Consider the following 17,769-nt stretch of genomic DNA (forward strand, 5'->3'; position numbering starts at 1 on the left):
GCTTCGGCCCGGACGGACGCCGCGGCCAGCACCCGCGCCCCGAGCGCCGTCGCGACCCGCACCGCCGCCAGGCCCGTCCCGCCACCGGCGCCCAGCACCAGCACCGACTCGCCCGCCCGCAGGCCCGCCCGGTCGCGCAGCCCGAACAGGGCCGTGCAGTGGCTCTGCGTGAACACCGCCGCCTCGGCCGCGCCCAGCGCGTCCGGGATCGGCACCGCCGCCGCCTCCGGCACCGCGACGTGCGAGGCGAACCCGCCGAGCCCGCACATCGCCAGCACCCGCTCCCCGGACGGCAGCGTCCCCGCGACCTCGCTGCCGGGGACGAACGGCAGCGGTGGCTTGATCTGGTACCGGCCCTGCATGAACAGGGCGTCCACGTAGTTGACGCCCGCCGCCTCCACCGTGATCAGTACCTGGCCGGGCCCGGGCTCGGGGGTCGGCGTCTCCTTGAGGGCGAGGGAACCGAGTTCCTCGCAGACCATCGCACGCATCCGATCAGCATGCCGCAACCAATTCGCGTGCATGTACGTTGGGATGGTATGGACTACACCCCCGAGCGGCATCGTTCAGGCGGCCTCGCGAAGCACGGGGCGCGCGCGCTGGGATCGGCCGTCCTGGTCCTGTCCGTCACCGCGGTGATGTGGGTCCTGGAAGCGGTCGACTACGTGGCGAACGGGTGGTTCGACCGGTTCGGCATCGACCCCTGGAACGTCAACGACCTTCCGGACATCTTCACCGCGCCGTTCATGCACGCCGGGTTCGGGCACCTGATCGCGAACACGATCCCGTTCCTGATCCTCGGGTTCCTCGCCGCCACCCGCGGCATCGCCAAGTTCCTCGTCGCGAGCCTGATCGTGATCGTGGTCGGCGGGCTCGGCGTGTGGTTCACCAGCTCCGCGAACACCCTCGGGTCGAGCATCCTGATCTTCGGGTTCTTCGGCTACCTGCTCGGCCGCGGGGTGTTCGAGCGCCGCCTGGTCGACGTCGCGATCGCCGTCGGCGTCGTCGCCGTCTACGGCACGATGCTGCTCGGCGTCCTGCCGAGCGACCCCGCCATCTCGTGGCAGGGCCACCTGTTCGGCCTGATCGGCGGCGTCCTCGGCGCCTGGGCGCTGCGCCGCGCCCGGACAAGCCCGCTATCGCGGACCTGCCGTGACCTCCGCCGCGCCGCGCCGCCGGTAGACGAGCCGCCGCAGCAGCGTCTCCGCGGGCCCCCGGTGCCCGCGCCGCGCCGCGAGGTCGGCGGCGACGACGGTCAGCAGCCAGGTCGCCAGGGCCGCGACGGCCATCGCGGCGGTTCCGACGTCGTCCCCGAGCCCGCCCGCGTACCCCACGAACAGGGCGACGAACACGACCGACTGGGCGAGGTAGCACGACAGCGAGCGGCGTCCGGTCGCGGTGAGCGCCCGCACGACCGGCCCGGCCCGTCCGGCCGTCCGGGTCGCGGCCAGGGCGAAGGCGGCGCCGGCGCCCGCCGCCCCGGCGAACCCGGTGAGAACGTGCAGGAGCGAGGCCGCGAGCGTCGTCGGGGCACCGGTGCTCCAGAACCCGGCGGCGATGAGCCCGAGCGGAACGCCGCCCGCCGCGCCGAGCGCGACGCCCGTCAGGGCGGTGCGCCGTAGCAGGCGCCGGTGCCGCCCCGGGTCGTCGAGGAAGCCCCGCCGCGCGACCCAGACCCCCACCAGCATCGGCGCGAACGCCGACGGTGCGAGCAGCAGGAAGTCGAGCGGCCACGCGGTGACCCGCAGGACGAGCGCGTCCCACGGCCCCTCCGCCAGCAGCGACGGGATGCCGTTGCGCACCGCCCCGTCGAACGGGGGCATGCTCACGAGCGCGCCCAGCGGCGCGGCGACGGCGGCGACGGCGCCCGCCGAGACGAGCAGCGACCGGTCCGCGGCCCGCACCGCGAGGAGCAGGCCGAAGCCGAGGACGCCGTAGATGGCGAGGATGTCGCCGCCGAAGAGCAGCAGCACGTGGACCAGGCCGAACCCGGCGAGCCAGCCCGACCGCCGCCGCAGCACCCCGCGCGCCGCGTCGGACGTGCGGTCCGCCGCCCGGCGGCGCACCGTGAGCATCGCGCCGTAGCCGAACAGCGCCGCGAACAGGGGCAGCCACCGGGCGTCCACCAGCGCCACGAGGAGCAGGTCCACCGCCCGGTCCACGGAGGAGCCGCCGAGCGGGCGCGAACGCGCGCCGTACTCGGCGGCGTTCACGTAGTACACCGAGTTCGCCAGCGCGATGCCCAGAAGCGCGGCCCCGCGCGCCAGGTCCGGGGCGAGCGACCGCTCTCGTTCAGGGATCGGTGCGGGTGCGGCGGGCCTCGCCGCCGCCCGCCGAACATTGGGTTTCGTGTCGTCCATGCCGGTGAGTCTGGAATCGCGGAACGCGGCGACATATCCGCTGAACGGGCCACCGGAGATTCAACCGGTTGAATCTCCCCGGGACCGGGTGCGCGCCGTCGAAACGGCGCCGACAGGCGAGTACGGGCGGGACGACACCGGGGCTCGGCATCATGACCGCCCCATGCAGGTCGACTACCAGGGGTTTCTCCGCGTCTGGGCGGGAGGCCGACGGCATCCCCGAGGCCGGGCACGGACGGTTCGCGTGTCGTCCGAACGGTTGAATCGCCGCCGGTCGGCAGGCCCGGACGGACGGGCGGGGCGGCGATACTACAAGCGCACCCGAATCGCGCTCCGGGAACGGGGGACCAGGTGGACGCCCACGCCGACGGCAGCTCGCAGAGCAGATGGGACCGCGTCTGGCTGCTGTCGCCCTACCTCGCGGTGGCGGTCGCGGCGCCGAGCGCGGCCCTGCGGGAACCCGCGCCGCTCACCCTCGCGCTGTCGGCGCTGGTCGTCGGCTGGCACTGGTGGATGGTCACGGCGCACCCGGGCTGGCCCGAGCGGCGCGCGGTGCCGATGACGCTGTACTTCACCGTGCTGCTCGGCCTGGCCGGGGCGCTGTACGTGCGCGATTCCGTCTACTTCGTCCTGCTGGCCGCCTGCTACCCGACCGCGTTCGTGACCCTGCCGGGCCGGCTGGCCTACGTGGGCGTGGTGGCCACCAGCGCGGCGCTCGCCGTCCCGTCCGCGCTCGGCGCTGACTGGTGGGCGTTGCCCGGCCCCCTGGCCTCGGCCTGCGGCAGCACCGTCCTGGTCTGCGCCGTCGGGGGAGCCCTGCGTGCGGTGGAGGCGGAGGCCCGGCGCCGCCGCCTGGCCTACGACGAACTCGCCGCCGCCCACGCGCGCATGTCCGAACTCGCCCGGACGAACGCGGGGCTCCAGGACGAACTGCTGGAACGCGCCAGGGAATCGGGCGTCCTGACGGAACGCACCCGCATGGCGCGGGAGCTGCACGACACCCTGGCCCAGGGCCTCGCCGGGATCCTCACCCACCTGGAGGCCGCGGACGGGCACGTCCCGCCGGAGCATCCGGCGCGCGGCCATGTCGACGTCGCGCGGCGCGCCGCCCGGGAGAACCTGGCCGAGGCCCGCCGCTGGATGCTGGCCCTGCGGCCCGCCCCGCTCGACGACGGGACGCTGGCGGAGACGCTCGCGGCCGTGGTCGAGCGCTGGCGGACCGACAACGGCGCCCGCGCCACCGTGACCGCCACCGGGGCGCCCGTCCGGCTGCGCCCGGACGCCGAGGAGACGATCCTGCGCGCGACGCAGGAGGCGCTGGCGAACGTGGCGCGGCACGCGCGGGCCGGGCAGGTCCGCGTCACGCTGTCGTTCATGGACGACGTGGTCGCGCTCGACGTGCTCGACGACGGCGTCGGCTTCGATCCGGACGCGCCGTCCGGTGCGTCCGAGCACGGCGGGTTCGGCCTGTCGGCGATGCGGCACCGCGTCACCCGCGTCGCCGGGACGCTGACCGTCGAGTCGGCGCCCGGACGCGGCACGGCGCTGAGCGTGACCGTCCCGGCGCTGCGCCCCGAAGCGGACGAAGCGGACGAGGGGGAACGATCGTGAGCGACGAGACCGCGGGCGACGGGGCGGAGGTCGTCCGGGTGGTCGTCGTCGACGACCACCCGGTGGTGCCGCGCCGCTGCTCGCCATGCTCGGCGAGCAGCCCGACATCGAGGTCGTGGGGGAGGCCGCCGACGGCGCAGAGGCCCTCGCCGTCGTCGGGCGGACGCGCCCCGACGTCGTGCTGAGCGACCTGCGGATGCCGGGTATGGACGGCCTCGCCCTGATCGAACGGCTCGCCGAGACGGCGCCGCGGGCCCGCGTGCTGGTGCTCACCACCTACGACGGCGCCGCCGACGTCGTCCCGGCGATCAACGCCGGGGCGGTCGGCTACCTGCTGAAGGACTCGCCGCGCGAGGAGCTGTTCCGGGGGCTGCGGGCCGCCGCGCACGGGCGCAGCGTGCTGGCCCCGACGGCGGCGGCCCGGCTCATCGCCCGCGTCCGCGCGCCCGCCCGGCCGCCCGCGGGGACGCTGAGCGAGCGCGAGATCGAGGTGCTGACCCTGGTCGCCGGAGGCGCGAGCAACCGCGAGGTCGCCGCCGCCCTGTTCCTCAGCGAGGCCACCGTGAAGACCCACCTCGTGCGGATCTTCGCCAAGCTCGGCGTGTCCGACCGGACGTCCGCCGTGGTCGTGGCCGGAGAACGGGGCCTGCTGCCGGGCCGCGACCGGCCGTGACGGTGCGGGCGCGGCCCCGGGGCGGCTACCTCGGGCGGACCGTGACCTCGGAGACCACCGCGTCCCGGGGCGTCTCCAGCGCCGCGACGAGGACGCGCGCGACGGTCGCCGGGGCGGCGAAGTCGTCCGGGTCGTAGCCGCGGCCCTCCTGGGAGCGGACCCGCCGCTGCATGGCGGTCGCCGTCCGCCCGGGGAACAGCGTGGTGACGCGCAGCGCCGGCTCCTCGGCGCGCAGCGAGTCGGCCAGCGCCCGCATGCCGTACTTGCTCGCCGCGTACGCCGCCCAGTTCGGGTTCGCGCGCAGCCCGGCCGTGGAGTTCACGAACACGACGTGCCCCTGCGCGGCGCGCAGCGGCGGCAGCAGCAGCCGGGTCAGCTCGGCGGCCGACACCAGGTTCGTCGACAGGTGCTCCTGCCACGTGTCGACGTCGAGGTCGGCGACCGGCGACAGCCGCACGGTCCCGGCGGCGTGGATCAGCCCGTCCAGCCGTCCGGGGACGTGCGCGGAGGCGAGGGACGCCTCCAGCCTGCGGGGTTCGGCGAGGTCGAGCGCGACCGTGGTGATCGACGCGCCGGTGCTCTGCGCCGCCATCTCCAGCGGCGAGAAGATCTGGGTGTTGGCATGGGCGCCGGTCCGCAGCGCCGTGGTCAGCGCGTCGAGCCGCTCGGTCGACCGTCCGGTGAGGATCAGGTCGTGGCCGCGGCCCCGGAGCAGTTCCGCGACCGCCGTGCCGATTCCGCCGGTCGCCCCCGTGATCAGATACGTGCCCATGGTCACCCATTGTGCCGGGTCGGGGCACGCGGTCAGTTCGGGCGCAGGACGCGCGTCACCCCCGCGATCAGCGCGGTGGCCAGCACCCAGCCGGTCGCGACGAGCAGGTAGGCGACCCACCGGGACCAGCCGACCGCGTCGTAGGTGAGCTGCTGCCCGAACGTGTCGAGGGGGATGAGCAGGTCGAGGGAGTAGACGAGCGCGTGGAAGTCGGGCAGCTCGTCCGGCGGCCGGATGGCGTGCGGCTTCTCGATGGAGAACACGATCGTGCCCACGGCGAGCAGGAACGCGAACCACGCGAAGGCGAGCCACGGACGGTAGCCGTAGCCGACCGTCCAGTCGAGGAGGTGGTTCCAGGAGCGCCCGACGAAGTTCAGCTTGCGGCGCGCGCGCGCAGCTTGGCGAGCTGCACCTTGCGGGCGAGGTCGTCGGAGCCGCCGCCGTGGTACCAGGCGGCGAGCTGCTCGTACGGCTGCAGGTGGAACTGCGGGTCGCGGGAGACCCAGGTCAGCCGGTCCCGGAACTCGCGCCCCGGAGCGTCTCGTACACGAGGCCGTTCAGGAACAGCTCGTCCGGCCAGACGGACGGGTGGTCGTGCAGCACGCCGACGCGCGAGTACGACAGCGACACCCGGCCCTGGATCTTCTCCGACGTCCACAGCAGCAGTTCGTCGGCGTACATGTGGGACGCGTGCAGCGACATCCGCGTCGGGTCGGTGGAGTCGAGGACGCCTTTCGAGAACGACAGGATCCCGTTGAAGCGGGCGCTGCGCAGCCGGACCGTCCCGCGCGCGGTGAACCCGGCGCTGAACTCGGCGGCGTCCTCGACCACCATGTTCTGCGCGTCCATGGCGATCCGTCCCGGATTCGACAGGACGGTCCGTTCCATGAACAGTCCGCCGTTCATGCGGGCTCCGACGAACCGGACGCCGCCGGTGATCTCGGCGTCGCGGATGAACGTGCCGACGTCCACGACGAGCCCGCCGCTGAACAGCGCCCACTTGTCCGGGTCGACCGAGGTGATGCGCGTCCCGTTCATCCGCAGCCCGCCCGAGAGCTGGGCGCGCGGCAGCCGCACCTGGCCCTCGATCGTCGAGCCGGACAGGCTGAGGTAGCCGTCCGCGCGCAGCCCGCCGCCGTCGAAACCGGGCATCCGGCAGTCGGCGAACCGAAGCTGGCGGGTGTCGGCGTTGGACAGGTCGGGTTCCTCCACCAGCCTGCAGCGTTCGAGCCGCAGTTCGTGCTCGACGGTGCCGCCGGACACGTCGATCTGCCCGACGATGTAGGCGCCGCGCAGCTTCAGCGCGGCGACCGAGCCGGGCCGGGTCTCGCAGGCGCCGAGCAGCAGCCGGGTGAGGACGTCCGCGCGGACGATCCGGTCGGGGAGCGGGCCTTCGGGGAGGTCGTCGCCGAGGACGAGCGTCGTGCCGGTGGGGAACGCGGCCCACAGGCGTTCTTCCGCGTGGGTCAAACCGGGGGGCGGGGTCACAGGCTCTCTTTCTACGCGCATCCCCTCCGCGATCAAGATCGCGGAGGGGATCGGCGGCACGACGTGGTCTCCGGTACCGCTTAGAAGAAGCCCTTCCGGCGCCCGGCGTCCTGGAGGAACCCGTTGAGCTGCCCCTCCCAGTCGGTGTTGCCGACGGTCGCGTAGTCGACCTTGAAGCGGCTGAACGAGTCGTGGCCCTCGGTGAACATGCCGCCGCGCTTGTCGAGCTCCAGGACGACGTCCATGGAGTCGGGGTAGGCGACGAACGTCACTTCGAGCTGCTTGATGCCGCTCGCGTACTGCGGGGGCGGGGTGAACTCGATCTCCTGGTAGAACGGCAGCTTCTGGTTGACGCCGTAGATGCGGCCCTTCTCGCAGTCGGCGTTGCGGAAGCGGAAGCCGAGGTTGCCGAACGCCTCCAGGAGGCGCTCCTGCGCGGGCAGCGGCTGCACGACGATCGGGTCGAGGTCGCCCGGGTCGACCGCGCCGGCGACCTCAAGCTCGGTGGCGAGGCCGACGGTGGTGCCCAGCAGCGGACGCCCGTACATGTGCGTGAGGGGGGCTTCCCACGGGATGGCGAACTCGAACGGGATGCTGTGCCGCGAGCCGTCGTCCAGCTCGAAGCCGCCCGCGAGCGACACCCCTCGCGTACTCCAGGTTGGCGACGTGCTCGGAGTCGCCCGACTCGACCTCGACCCGGCTGCGCAGCGCCAGGTTCAGCGACTTGATGTCGCTGTCGTGCTCCCCGCCGATCAGCGTGATCTCACCCCGGACGACGCCGCCCGGCTGGGTGTTCGGGTTCTGCAGCGTCGTCTCGATCTGCGGGCCGCCGATGCCCATCGCCTGGCGGATCTTCTTGAAGACCAAGGTCCTACCTCCCGTGGTGGTGCCCGAACGCCCCCTGGCGCTCTCGACACATAGACGCATATGTCGGGGTGCGCGTTCCACCATGTCGGAAGATCGGCCCATGTGAAAGGCCCGTTTCGGACGGCCGCGGCGTCAGTGGCCGCCCCCGGCCAGGTTCAGGCCGACGACGCCCACGATGATGCAGGCCAGCGCACCGATCTTCAACGCCGACACGTCGTCGCCCATCAGCAGCATGCCGAGCGCGGCGGTGCCCACGGCGCCGATCCCGACCCAGACGGCGTAGGCCGTCCCGACGTCGAGGGTGCGGAGCGCCATGTTCAGCAGTCCGAAACTGGTCACGGCGAAGACGAGGAAGCCGACGGACGGCCACGGCTCGGTGAAGCCCTTGCTGGCCTTCAGGCACAGGGCCATGGCCACTTCGAAGAGGCCGGCGACGATGACGAGGATCCAGGCCACGATCTGCTCCCGGTGGACGAGACGACTGCGGTCAGCGTCGTCTTGTCGTGCCGGGTACGGCGCACCTCGTCCGGGAAGGCGGAGATCGCCCTCAGCCGGTTCCAACGTCCGGCCCGCCGCCGCTGTTCCCAGGGTTGCACTAGTTCGTAGTACAAACTAATCTGCTTCGCACTACGTATATTACGTACTACGTATATTAAGCACTACGAACCAAGGAGCATCGATGGCCGACCACACGACGCACGGCGGTGCCCGATGAGCCCCGGCCGCGCCGGAACGTCCGAAGCCGCCGGGAACACCGGGACCAAGACCCTGGTCGCCCTGGTGGTGGCGGTGTTCGGATACGCCCTCATGCAGACCGTGGTGGTTCCGGCGCTGAAGGTGCTGGAGGCCGGGCTGCACACCACGCCGTCCGCGGCCGCCTGGATCCTCACCGCCTTCCTGCTGTCCAGCGCCGTCCTCACCCCGCTGCTGGGACGGCTCGGCGACCAGTACGGCAAGCGCCGCGTGATCCTCGCGGTGCTGGTCGTCTACGCGGCCGGGATGGCGGCCGCCGCGGCGTCGCAGAACATCGGGCAGCTCATCGCCGCCCGCGTCCTGCAGGGCGCCGCCCTGGCACTGGTGCCGCTGTCGATGGCGATCCTGCGCGAGGCGCTGCCCGTCGTCCGGCTGCCGTTCGCGATGGGGCTGGTGTCGGGGATCGTCGGCGCCGGGGCGGGCGCCGGGCTGATCATCGGCGGGCTGCTCGCCGACCACCTGTCCTGGCGCTGGCTGTTCGGCCTCGGCACCGTGCTCGCCCTGGTCAGCCTGGCGCTGGCCGCGTTCTGGGTGCCGGCCGACCGGCGCACCGCCCCGGCCGGGATCGACCTGCCGGGCACCGTGCTGCTGGGCGGAAGCCTCGTCTCGGTCCTGCTGGCCCTCGCCAAGGGCCCGTCCTGGGGCTGGACGTCCGGACGGGTGACGGCGCTCCTCGCGCTCGGCGTGCTGCTGTTCGCCGCGCTCATCGCCGTCGAACGGACGAAGCGCGACGCCCTCATCGACGTCGCGGAGCTGACCGACCGTCCGATGCTGATGACGCACCTCGGCGCGTTCCTGTTCGGCACCGGCTCCTACTTCTTCTACCTGGCGCTGCCGCTGTACGCGCAGCAGCCGCCCGGCGACACCGGCGTCGGGTTCGGATCGTCGGTCACCGTGGCGGGACTGCTGATGCTCGCGGGCATGCTCGCGGTGATCCCCGCCGGGACGGCGGTCGGGCGGCTCACCACGGCGCTCGGCCCCCGCTGGCCGATGGCGATCGGGTTCGGCCTCATCACCGCCGGATCGGTGCTGTTCGCCCTCGCCCACGACGCCATGTGGCAGCACGTGGTGTTCTACACGGTCGTCGGCGCCGGGACGGGCCTGGTGATGGGCGCGCTGCCCAAGCTGATCGCCGACATCGTGCCGCTGGAGCGCACCGGCACCGCCAACGGCCTGAACAACATCGCCCGCACCGTCGGCAGCGCCGTCGGCACCGCGCTCGCCGCCGCCGTCCTCGCCTCCGCCGACGCCCCGCGCGGCGCGACCCCCGACTCCGCCTACACCACGCTGTTCTGGCTCGCGGCGGCCACCGGGGTGCTCGGCGTCGCGGCCGCCCTCCGCGCCGTCCGCCGCCGCGCGGCCGCCGCCACCGCCGCGGCTCCCGGCACCGCCCGCACCGAACGGCATGAGAAAGCGAAGTGAGACCCACCATGAGCGTCTTCAGCGCGGCCGAACTCGCCTACCTGCGCGACGACCCGCACCGGCTCGGGCGGCTCGCCACGGTCGGGACGGACGGCATGCCGCACGTCGTCCCCCTCGGCTGGTCGCTCGCCCCGGGCGCCGCGCACCTCGAAATCGGCGGCCGCGGCTTCGGCCGGTCGAAGAAGTTCCGCGACGTCGCCGCCACCGGCCGGGCGGCCCTGGTCATCGACGACGTGCTGCCGCCGTGGCGGCCGCGCGGGATCGAGATCCGGGGCCGCGCCGAGGCCGTCCCCGGCCCGGCGGCCCACATCCGCCTGATCCCCGAACGCGTCGTGAGCTGGGGACTGCACGACGGCGCCGCCATCGAGGACACCTACCGGGCCCGGGACGTCGAGGCGGGCGGCCATGCCTGACTACCGGCATCCGGTGCGGTTCGCCGCCAACGTCGTCCCGGCCGCCCACGACCCGGCCGCGGTGGTCGCCCTCGCCCGCGAGGCCGAGCACGCGGGCCTGGACCTGGTCACCTTCCAGGACCACCCCTACCAGCCCGCCTTCCTGGACACCTGGACGCTCCTCGGCTACGTCGCCGCCGCCACCGACCGCATCCGGCTGGCGGGCAACGTCCATCCGATCCCGCTGCGGCCGCCGGCCGTCCTCGCGCAGGCGGCGGCGAGCCTGGACCTCCTCAGCGGCGGACGCCTGGAACTCGGCCTCGGCGCGGGCGGATTCGGCGACGCCATCGCGGCGATGGGCGGGCCGCGCCGCGCCCCGGGCGAGGCCGTCGAAGCGCTGGAGGAGGCCATCGGGATCATCCGCGCGTCCTGGGACACCGCGACGCCCGGAACGATCGGCGTCGCGGGGCGGCACTACCGGGTCGACGGCCTGCCGCGCGGCCCACGCCCCGCGCACGACATCGGCATCTGGGTCGGCGCGTACAAGCCCCGGATGCTCCGCCTGGTGGGCCGGACCGCGGACGGCTGGCTGCCGTCCCTGCCGAGCCTCGGACGGCCCGACGCGCTCGCGCGGGGCAACGCCGTGATCGACGAGGCCGCCGCCGAGGCGGGCCGCTCCCCGCGGGACGTCCGCCGCCTGCTCAACCTCGGCCGGGAGGCGCCCGCCGAGGCGCTGGCCGAACTCGCCCTCGCCCACGGCGTCAGCGTCTTCACGGTGCCGACCGAAGACGCGCACGCGATCCGGGTGCTCGCGGAGGAGACCGCCCCGGCCGTCCGGGAACTGGTGGCGGCCGAACGCGCCGCCGCCGGGTGAGAAGGGGCCGTCAGCCCGCGGCGGCCGGCCGGACGAAACCCTGGTCGGCCAGCAGCAGCGTGACGACCGCGGAAAGCCGGTCGCGGTCGTCGCGCGCCAGCCGCGCCGTCATCGCGTCCAGCCGCGCGACGACGTCGCCATGGGCGCGGCCCGCGAGGTCGGACCCCTCCGGGGTCAGCGCGACGAGGTAGGCGCGCCGGTCGGCCGGATCGGCCGTCCGGGCGACCAGCCCGCGCTTCGCCACGCGATCCACCAGGCCGGTCATGGTGGACCTCTCCAGGTTCATCAGCCGACTCAACCCGGTCATCCCCAGCGGCCCCTCCAGCAGCACGCACACCAGTTGCAGCTGCTGGGGGGTGACCTCGTGCTCCCGGGAGACGTCGGCGAACACGCGCTGCACCACGTGCGACAACCGGACCAGGGCGTCGGCGATGCCGAGCCCGCCGGGCGCGTCGACCGTCATCACACCTCCCGGTCGAAGTCTAAACGGCGTCCCGCCGCCCCGGACCGGCCGGAGAACCGGGCGCCTGCCCCGCCTCCGGCCGCGCCGAGCGCGGCCGGAGGCGCCGGTGCCGGACGGGACGCGCACTAGCTGCGGCCGAGCGCGCGGTACTCCCAGCCGGCGGCGCGCCAGCGGTCGGCGTCGAGGGCGTGGCGGCCGTCGACGATCCGCTTGTGCTTGACGACCTCGGCGAGGGCGTCCGGCTCGATCTCGCGGAAGTCCGACCACTCGGTCAGCAGCACGACCACGTCGGCGTCCCGCGCCACGTCGAACGCGCTGTCGCCGTAGCGGAGCTCGGGGAACGCGCGGCGCGCGTTGTCGAGCGCGGCCGGGTCGAACACCCGGACGTGCCCGCCGAGCCCGTGCATGGTGCGGGCGACGTCCAGCGCGGGCGCGTCCCGGATGTCGTCGGAGTTCGGCTTGAACGCCGCGCCCCACGCCGCGATGCGCTTGCCGGAGATCCCGCCGAGCATCTCCCGGACGAGGTCGACGGTGCGGGCGCGGCGGCGCCGGTTGATGTCGTCGACCTCGCGCAGGAACGACACCGCCTGCCCCACGCCGATCTCCTCGGCGCGGTGCGCGAACGCGCGGATGTCCTTCGGCAGGCAGCCGCCGCCGAAACCGAGGCCCGGCTTGAGGAACTTGCCGCCGATGCGGTCGTCGAGGGCGAGCGAGTCGGCGAGGTCCTTGATGTCGGCGCCGACGGCCTCGCAGACCTCCGCCATCGCGTTGATGTAGGAGATCTTGGTGGCCAGGAACGAGTTCGCCGCGACCTTGACCAGCTCGGCCGTGGCCAGGTCGGTGCGGACGACCGGCGTGCCGAGGTCCAGGACGGGCTGGAACGCGGCGCGCAGCCGCTCCTCGGCCCAGTCGGACGCGACGCCGAACACGAGCCGGTCGGGACGCATCGTGTCGTCCACGGCGAAGCCCTCGCGGAGGAACTCGGGGTTCCACGCGAGTTCGACCTCGTCGCCGACGGGGGACAGCTCGTGGATGACGTCGGTGAGCCGCTTCGCGGTCCCTACCGGGACGGTCGACTTGCCGACGACGAGCGCGCGGCGGTTCAGGTGCGGGGCGAGGGCCCGCACGGACGCGTCGACGTAGGTGAGGTCGGCCGCGTCCGAACCGGGCTGCTGCGGGGTGCCCACGCAGATGAAGTGCACGTCGCCGAACTCGCCCGCCTCCTCGAAGGAGGTGGTGAAGCGCAGCCGGCCCGACTCCAGCGCCTTGGTGAGCAGCTCCGGCAGTCCCGGCTCGAAGAAGGGGACCTCGCCGGACGCGAGTTTGCCGATCTTGCGCTCGTCGACGTCCACGCCGAGCACCTCGAAGCCCAGCACGGCCATGCAGATGGCGTGCGTCGCGCCGAGGTAACCGGTCCCGATGACGGTCAGCCGAGGGGCGTCCGCCTGATTCATTGGCACTTCTCCTTCTTGCTGATGATGACGGTAGGGCCCCTAAGAGCACTTCCCCTTGTTGAGCAGTTCGCCGCCCGAGACCCTGTTGTCGCAGGCGACCGCGTTACCGGCCGAGTCCAGCCGGATCCCCACGCCCTTGGCGTCCCCCAGTGCGATGACGTTGCGGCGGAAGACGTTCCGCGTGCCCCAGCCCTTGTACTCCTCGTGGGTCTGGAAACCGTCGGCGTTGGTGTGCGCGCCGCGGTTGTGCTCGATGACGTAACCGTTCCCCTTGACGTCGACCCACGAGTCGTTGAACCCGCCGGAGAGCTCCGAGCCGTCGAAGGCGTTCCCCGCGATGCGGCCGCCGGCGGTCCCTTCCTTGACGTCCACCGCCTCGGCGGTGGACTTGATCTTGTTCCCCGCGACGAGGTTGTTGTCACTGCGGTCCGGCTGGCCGTTGGTCAGCGTGCCCCAGTTGTTGTGGGACGAGCCGAGGTACACCCCCTCGCCGAAGCGGGGGTTCTCGCGGCCCGTGTGCGAGATGGTGTTGAACAGCACGGAGTTGCCCGTGCTGTTGCGCCGCAGGTGGACGGCCTCGTCGCCGGTGTTGCGGATCGTCAGCTCCTGGACGAACGACGCGCCCGTACCGTCGAACATGACGCCCTTCTGGCTGTTCTGCAGCGTGAAGCCGATCAGCCGCCAGTGCGCCGCGTCCTGCAGGTGGAACCCGTACCCCTCGCCGGTGCCGCCGCCGTCCAGGATCGACTTGTCCGTGCCGCACACGAAGATGGGCCGGTCGGCCGTCCCGGACTTCTGGCTGAGGAACTGGCCGTCGAACTTGCCGGGCGCCAGCTGGACGACGGTGCCCGGTTCGGCCACGTTGAGGGCTTCCTGCAGCTCGACGCCGTTCTTCACGGTGACGGTGGCCTGCGGGCAGGAGATCCGCTCGGGCGAGGTCGGCAGCGGGAACCGCTGGGTCCCGCCGCCGTCCGCGCCCGCTCCGGCGCCCGCGCCGGCGGGGCCCGTCCCGGCCGGGACGGGCGCGTCGCCGACGGCGGCGCCACGATCTCACCGCCCGTCGGCGTGCCCTCCGGATCGCCGCCCGAGCCGGTGGCGAGCACGACGAGGGCGCTGGTGGCGGCCGCCCCGGCCACCAGGATCCCGGTGAACTTCAGATCGATTTTCACGATGCACCAACTGCACCCCCGGTCCGCGCGGTCCGCGCGTCAGGAGCACTTCCCGTCCTTGGTGAGCTTGCCGCCGTTCACCATCTTGTTGTCGCACTTGATGATGTTGCCGCCCTTGGTGTCGGCGATCCCGACGCCGCCGCTGCCCTTCAGGTCGATGGTGTTGCCGGTGAACGTGTTGTTCTTGCCCCAGCCGTCCATGATCTCGTGCGTCTGGAAGCCGTCCAGCGGCGTCCCGGTGCCCTTGTTGCCCTGGATCAGGTAGTTGTTGCCCTTGACGTCGATCCACGAGTCGTTGTGCTTGCTGCCGCCGGTCTTCGACCCGTCGAACACGTTGTTCAGGATCTTCCCGCCCGACGTGCCCTCCTTGATGTCGATCGCCTCGGCGGTGGCCCGGATGACGTTGCCGCGCACGACGTTGTTGTCGCTCTTGTCGGGCTGCCCGCCGGAGATCTTCTCGAAGTTGGACTCGGCGCTGCCCAGGTAGACGCCCTCGCCGAACTTCTCGCGGCGCAGGCCGGTGTTCCAGATCTTGTTGTACTGGACGGTGTTGCCGGTGGAGAACTTCCGCAGGTGGATGGCCTCGTCGCCGATCTCGTGGACGGTCAGCCCCTGGATGATCGACCCGTTCGTGCCGTCGCCCATCACGCCCTTCTGGCTGTTGGTCACGGTGAACCCGATGAGCCGCCAGTAGTTCGCACCGTCCAGGTGGAGGCCGTAGCCCTCGTCGACGCCGCCGCCGTCCAGGACCGTCTTGGCGTCCCCGCACAGGTAGATCGGCTGCTGCTGGCTGCCGTCGGTCTTCGCGACGAACTTGCCCTTGTAGGTGCCGGGGTTCATCTTGATGACGTCACCGGCCTTGGCGCCCCGCAGCGCCGTCTCCAGGCTCGCGGCGTCGCTCACGGTCTTGGTGGGGGACGGGCAGTTGATCTTGCCTTCGCCCTCGGGGACGGGCAGCGTCAGCGCCGGGCCGGCCGCGTTGCCGCCCTCCTCGTCGCCCTTGTCGCCCTCGTTCCCCTCGTCGCCGCCCTCGGACGCGCCCGGCTCGGGCGCGACCGGCTCCAGTGACGAGTTCTGCGACGCGTTGCCGGCCTCGGGGTCGTCATCGCCGCCGGTGAACAGGATCACCAGCGACCCCACCACGATGGCGCCGATGAACAGTCCCGCGAGGAACTTGATGTCGATCTTGATCGTCATATGACGGTCTACTCCTTGGATCCGCTCTGGTGCGTCCTTGCCGTACCGGTCGCCGTGCCGACCTCCCGATGGGACGGGCTAGTGGTCGACGCGGGTTCCCCCCGCGGGCTGCCGCTGCTGGTGCCGCGGCGGCGCCGTGGGAGCGGTACGGCGCAGCAGGCGCACGGGGCGTTCCTCGAGGACGGCCTGCTGTTCGTACGGGTGGGCGCCGCGCCGGCCGATCCGCAGCCCCGTGCCCCGCGAGCGGAACATGGAGACGGCGACCAGCAGGAACACGCCCGCCCAGATCACGTTCATGGGCTTGAGGATCCGCTTGACCCAGGTCCAGAAGCCAGCGGTCTTGTTCCAGCCCTTGATGTTGTTGCCGGTGTTCTTGTACTGGCCCGTCGCACGGTCGTAGTCGAGCGAACTCGACCCCGAACCGCTGATGGTGTTTCCCGCGACGACCGTCCCGGAGACGTCCCCGATCATCGTGACGCCGTGCCGGGACGCCGACTGGACGGTGTTGCCCTGCAGCGTCACCGACGAGTCGCGGACGTAAAGGGCCGTCTGCGTGCCGTGGATGACGTTGCCCGCGACGCTGCCGCCCTCGACACCGTCGCGCAGCACGATCCCCTGCCGCTCCGGCCCCCGGATCTGGTTGCCGGAGATCTGCACGGCGGTCGCCATCTCGCGGGCCACGATGCCCATGTCGCCGCCGGTCACCCGGCTGTTCTGCACGGCCACCTTGTCGCCGCCGAGGATCTCGAACCCGTACCGCTCGTTGTTCTCGGCCGCGCTGCCGCTGATGAGGTTCTGGCCGAACGCCGTCGTCGCCTCGCCCGACGCGGACGGCCCGTCCGCCAGCGGCTGCCCGTTCAGCGTGAAGCCGTTGCCGCCGTTGTCCTTCGACGTGCAGTTGGTGATCCGCACGCCCTCGGTGCCGCGCGACAGGACGAACCCGTCGCCGCGGCTCCGCGACACCGTCGTGTTCTCGATCGTCGCGTTCTTCGCGAACCGGTGCAGCAGGAGCCCGTTCACGAGGCTGTTCGTGATCGTGTTGTTCGTGAGCCGCGTCTGGTTCGACGCCGTCACGAAGATCCCGTAGGCGTTGCCGTCGAACGTCGAGTTGTCGATCGTCCCGCTCACCAGGCTCGCCTGCGGCACGTAGAACGACGTCGCGCCGCCCGAGCCGTTCGCGGCCTGCACCTCGATCTGCTCCTGGCTGCCGCGGGACGTCTCCTTCGAACCGTCCGGCATCCGCACGTTGTGCGCCGCGGCGGCCTGGGCGGCCTTCTCCGCGGACGAGTCCGGACGGTCCGAGCCGGTCAGCGCGACGCCGCCGGTGCGGCCGCTCCAGAAGCCCAGGTGCTTCACGTTCGTGTACGTCATGCTGAACGAGCCGCCGATCGCCCGGATGTAGGCGCGGCCGTCGTTCACCGACGTGTCCGGCGCGTTCGCCGACTCGTTCCAGCTGGTGATGTTCACCGGGTTCTGCGCCGAGCCGTTGATCCGGACGCTGCCGCCCGCGCTGACGATCGAGGTGAACGACCCGGGGACGCTGCGCATCCGGATCGTCAGCGGCCCGCTGCTGCTCTGCAGCACCAGCTTGCCGCCCGCCGCCACCATGATGTTGACGTTGAGCAGGTACGACCCGTCGCCGAGCTTCTGGAAGTCCTCACCGGCGAGCTTCTGCAGCTCCGTCACGTAGTACGGCTCGCGGCGCTGCGGCAGCATCAGCGTCCGGCCGTTCGCCGAGCTCATCAGCCGCGGCTGCCGCGCCTTCGCGGCCGCCGCGCCGCCGCCCGCGATGTCGGACTCCTGGAGGGCGCGGGTCTGCATGACCCGCAGGTCCTCCTGGTCGACGAGCGTCGACTGCTGCTGCGCCGCCGTCGTCGTCACCTCGTTCACGCCGGGCATCTCGGGGGCCCGGTCGCTGTAGACGCGGTACGCGTACGTTCCGCCGCCGGCGAGGCCGAGCACCAGCAGGGTCGTCAGGACCTTGCCGCCCCGGCCCTTCTTCGCGGGGGCGGCGCCGTGCCGGCCCCCGGGCTGCCCCGGGGGTCCGGGCGGAGCGGGCGTGTTCGCGGGAGCGCTCATCGCGTGCTCACCTCCGTTCCGGCTGCCGGAGCTCCGCTCGCGCGGCGTCGGGTGCGGTGGCGTCTGGGGCGGCTGCACCGGCAGCGGCCCGGTCGTGTTCGGCCCGTTCGGCGCCGCGTGCTGCGGGCCGTGCGGCCGTCCGGCCGGCGGGGCGGCCTGGGGGCGCGGGGCCATCGGCGGCTGCGGGACGCCCGG

Annotated in this window: 20 protein-coding genes, 1 pseudogene and 1 riboswitch; of the genes and pseudogenes, 7 read left to right on the forward strand and 14 right to left on the reverse strand. The window is 72.7% G+C overall.

Annotated features, from left to right (window positions below; translation table 11 throughout):
* The coding region (locus BJF79_RS11360) for an alcohol dehydrogenase catalytic domain-containing protein (protein WP_262401860.1) at positions 1-482 on the reverse strand (482 nt) is incomplete at its 3' end.
* 264 nt (positions 483-746) lie between these two features.
* Here BJF79_RS11360 and BJF79_RS59395 point away from each other — a divergent pair.
* Positions 747-1,061, forward strand: a pseudogene (locus BJF79_RS59395) (rhomboid family intramembrane serine protease); the annotation flags it as partial.
* A gap of 75 nt (positions 1,062-1,136) precedes the next feature.
* Here BJF79_RS59395 and BJF79_RS11370 read toward each other — a convergent pair.
* Positions 1,137-2,360 carry a DUF418 domain-containing protein gene (locus tag BJF79_RS11370; protein WP_083733346.1) on the reverse strand — a complete coding sequence of 408 codons (1,224 nt, stop codon included), beginning with the start codon at positions 2,358-2,360 and terminating at the stop codon, positions 1,137-1,139.
* 351 nt (positions 2,361-2,711) lie between these two features.
* Between BJF79_RS11370 and BJF79_RS11375 the strand changes: the two genes are divergently transcribed.
* Together BJF79_RS11375 and BJF79_RS11380 are read left to right on the forward strand one after the other, a co-directional pair.
* Positions 2,712-3,971, forward strand: coding sequence for a sensor histidine kinase (locus BJF79_RS11375; protein WP_075896914.1), 1,260 nt, complete (start codon positions 2,712-2,714; stop codon positions 3,969-3,971).
* Positions 3,972-4,056: 85 nt separating this feature from the next.
* Complete coding sequence (locus BJF79_RS11380) at positions 4,057-4,644, forward strand: response regulator (RefSeq protein WP_143219848.1); 588 nt, start codon at positions 4,057-4,059, stop codon at positions 4,642-4,644.
* 25 nt (positions 4,645-4,669) lie between these two features.
* On the opposite strand, the gene BJF79_RS11385 is transcribed toward BJF79_RS11380, so the two are convergent.
* From BJF79_RS11385 to BJF79_RS11400, 6 genes are all read right to left on the reverse strand, one after another.
* Positions 4,670-5,416 (reverse strand): SDR family oxidoreductase, encoded by a 747-nt coding sequence (locus BJF79_RS11385; RefSeq protein ID WP_075896916.1) that lies wholly within the window; start codon positions 5,414-5,416, stop codon positions 4,670-4,672.
* A 32-nt stretch (positions 5,417-5,448) separates the two neighbouring features.
* Positions 5,449-5,691 carry a hypothetical protein gene (locus BJF79_RS59400; protein ID WP_262401861.1) on the reverse strand — a complete coding sequence of 81 codons (243 nt, stop codon included), beginning with the start codon at positions 5,689-5,691 and terminating at the stop codon, positions 5,449-5,451.
* Between the two features lie 232 nt (positions 5,692-5,923).
* Positions 5,924-6,904, reverse strand: a complete 981-nt coding sequence (locus BJF79_RS11390) for a hypothetical protein (protein ID WP_262401862.1) — start codon at positions 6,902-6,904, stop codon at positions 5,924-5,926.
* An 80-nt stretch (positions 6,905-6,984) separates the two neighbouring features.
* The gene (locus tag BJF79_RS11395; protein WP_410050072.1) at positions 6,985-7,452 is read right to left on the reverse strand and encodes a sporulation protein; all 468 of its coding nucleotides are present in this window, start codon (positions 7,450-7,452) and stop codon (positions 6,985-6,987) included.
* Entirely contained in the window at positions 7,400-7,771 is a 372-nt protein-coding gene (locus BJF79_RS59405; protein ID WP_262401863.1) for a sporulation protein, read from the reverse strand. The genes BJF79_RS11395 and BJF79_RS59405 overlap by 53 nt, the downstream gene beginning before the upstream one ends.
* A gap of 132 nt (positions 7,772-7,903) precedes the next feature.
* Complete coding sequence (locus BJF79_RS11400) at positions 7,904-8,227, reverse strand: DMT family transporter (protein WP_075896918.1); 324 nt, start codon at positions 8,225-8,227, stop codon at positions 7,904-7,906.
* Between the two features lie 31 nt (positions 8,228-8,258).
* A riboswitch (guanidine-III (ykkC-III) riboswitch) is annotated at positions 8,259-8,323 on the reverse strand.
* Positions 8,324-8,482: 159 nt separating this feature from the next.
* Here BJF79_RS11400 and BJF79_RS11405 point away from each other — a divergent pair.
* The 3 genes from BJF79_RS11405 to BJF79_RS11415 are packed head-to-tail and all read left to right on the forward strand — an operon-like array spanning position 8,483 to position 11,212.
* Positions 8,483-9,946, forward strand: coding sequence for an MFS transporter (locus BJF79_RS11405; RefSeq protein ID WP_075896920.1), 1,464 nt, complete (start codon positions 8,483-8,485; stop codon positions 9,944-9,946).
* Positions 9,947-9,954: 8 nt separating this feature from the next.
* Positions 9,955-10,359 (forward strand): PPOX class F420-dependent oxidoreductase, encoded by a 405-nt coding sequence (locus tag BJF79_RS11410; protein WP_075896922.1) that lies wholly within the window; start codon positions 9,955-9,957, stop codon positions 10,357-10,359.
* Positions 10,352-11,212, forward strand: coding sequence for an LLM class flavin-dependent oxidoreductase (locus tag BJF79_RS11415; RefSeq protein WP_075896924.1), 861 nt, complete (start codon positions 10,352-10,354; stop codon positions 11,210-11,212). The genes BJF79_RS11410 and BJF79_RS11415 overlap by 8 nt, the downstream gene beginning before the upstream one ends.
* Before the next feature lie 10 nt (positions 11,213-11,222).
* Here BJF79_RS11415 and BJF79_RS11420 read toward each other — a convergent pair whose 3' ends face one another.
* The 6 genes from BJF79_RS11420 to BJF79_RS11440 form a co-directional block, all read right to left on the reverse strand.
* Complete coding sequence (locus tag BJF79_RS11420) at positions 11,223-11,675, reverse strand: MarR family winged helix-turn-helix transcriptional regulator (RefSeq protein ID WP_075896926.1); 453 nt, start codon at positions 11,673-11,675, stop codon at positions 11,223-11,225.
* 125 nt (positions 11,676-11,800) lie between these two features.
* Positions 11,801-13,129, reverse strand: coding sequence for a UDP-glucose dehydrogenase family protein (locus BJF79_RS11425; protein ID WP_075896928.1), 1,329 nt, complete (start codon positions 13,127-13,129; stop codon positions 11,801-11,803).
* A gap of 39 nt (positions 13,130-13,168) precedes the next feature.
* Positions 13,169-14,026 (reverse strand): right-handed parallel beta-helix repeat-containing protein, encoded by an 858-nt coding sequence (locus tag BJF79_RS11430; RefSeq protein ID WP_083733347.1) that lies wholly within the window; start codon positions 14,024-14,026, stop codon positions 13,169-13,171.
* Complete coding sequence (locus BJF79_RS50800; protein ID WP_083733348.1) at positions 14,023-14,298, reverse strand: hypothetical protein; 276 nt, start codon at positions 14,296-14,298, stop codon at positions 14,023-14,025. Before BJF79_RS50800 ends, BJF79_RS11430 begins: the two co-directional genes overlap by 4 nt.
* A gap of 39 nt (positions 14,299-14,337) precedes the next feature.
* Entirely contained in the window at positions 14,338-15,495 is a 1,158-nt protein-coding gene (locus BJF79_RS11435) for a right-handed parallel beta-helix repeat-containing protein (protein ID WP_075896932.1), read from the reverse strand.
* Between the two features lie 78 nt (positions 15,496-15,573).
* A complete protein-coding gene (locus tag BJF79_RS11440; protein WP_143219849.1) occupies positions 15,574-17,574 on the reverse strand; it encodes a right-handed parallel beta-helix repeat-containing protein in 2,001 nt (666 codons plus the stop codon).
* Between BJF79_RS11440 and BJF79_RS59410 the strand changes: the two genes are divergently transcribed.
* A partial coding sequence (locus BJF79_RS59410; protein WP_262401864.1) for a hypothetical protein occupies positions 17,555-17,769 on the forward strand: 215 nt, incomplete at its 3' end. The genes BJF79_RS11440 and BJF79_RS59410 overlap by 20 nt on opposite strands.

The organism is Actinomadura sp. CNU-125, from assembly GCF_001942465.1.
GTDB lineage: Bacteria > Actinomycetota > Actinomycetes > Streptosporangiales > Streptosporangiaceae > Spirillospora.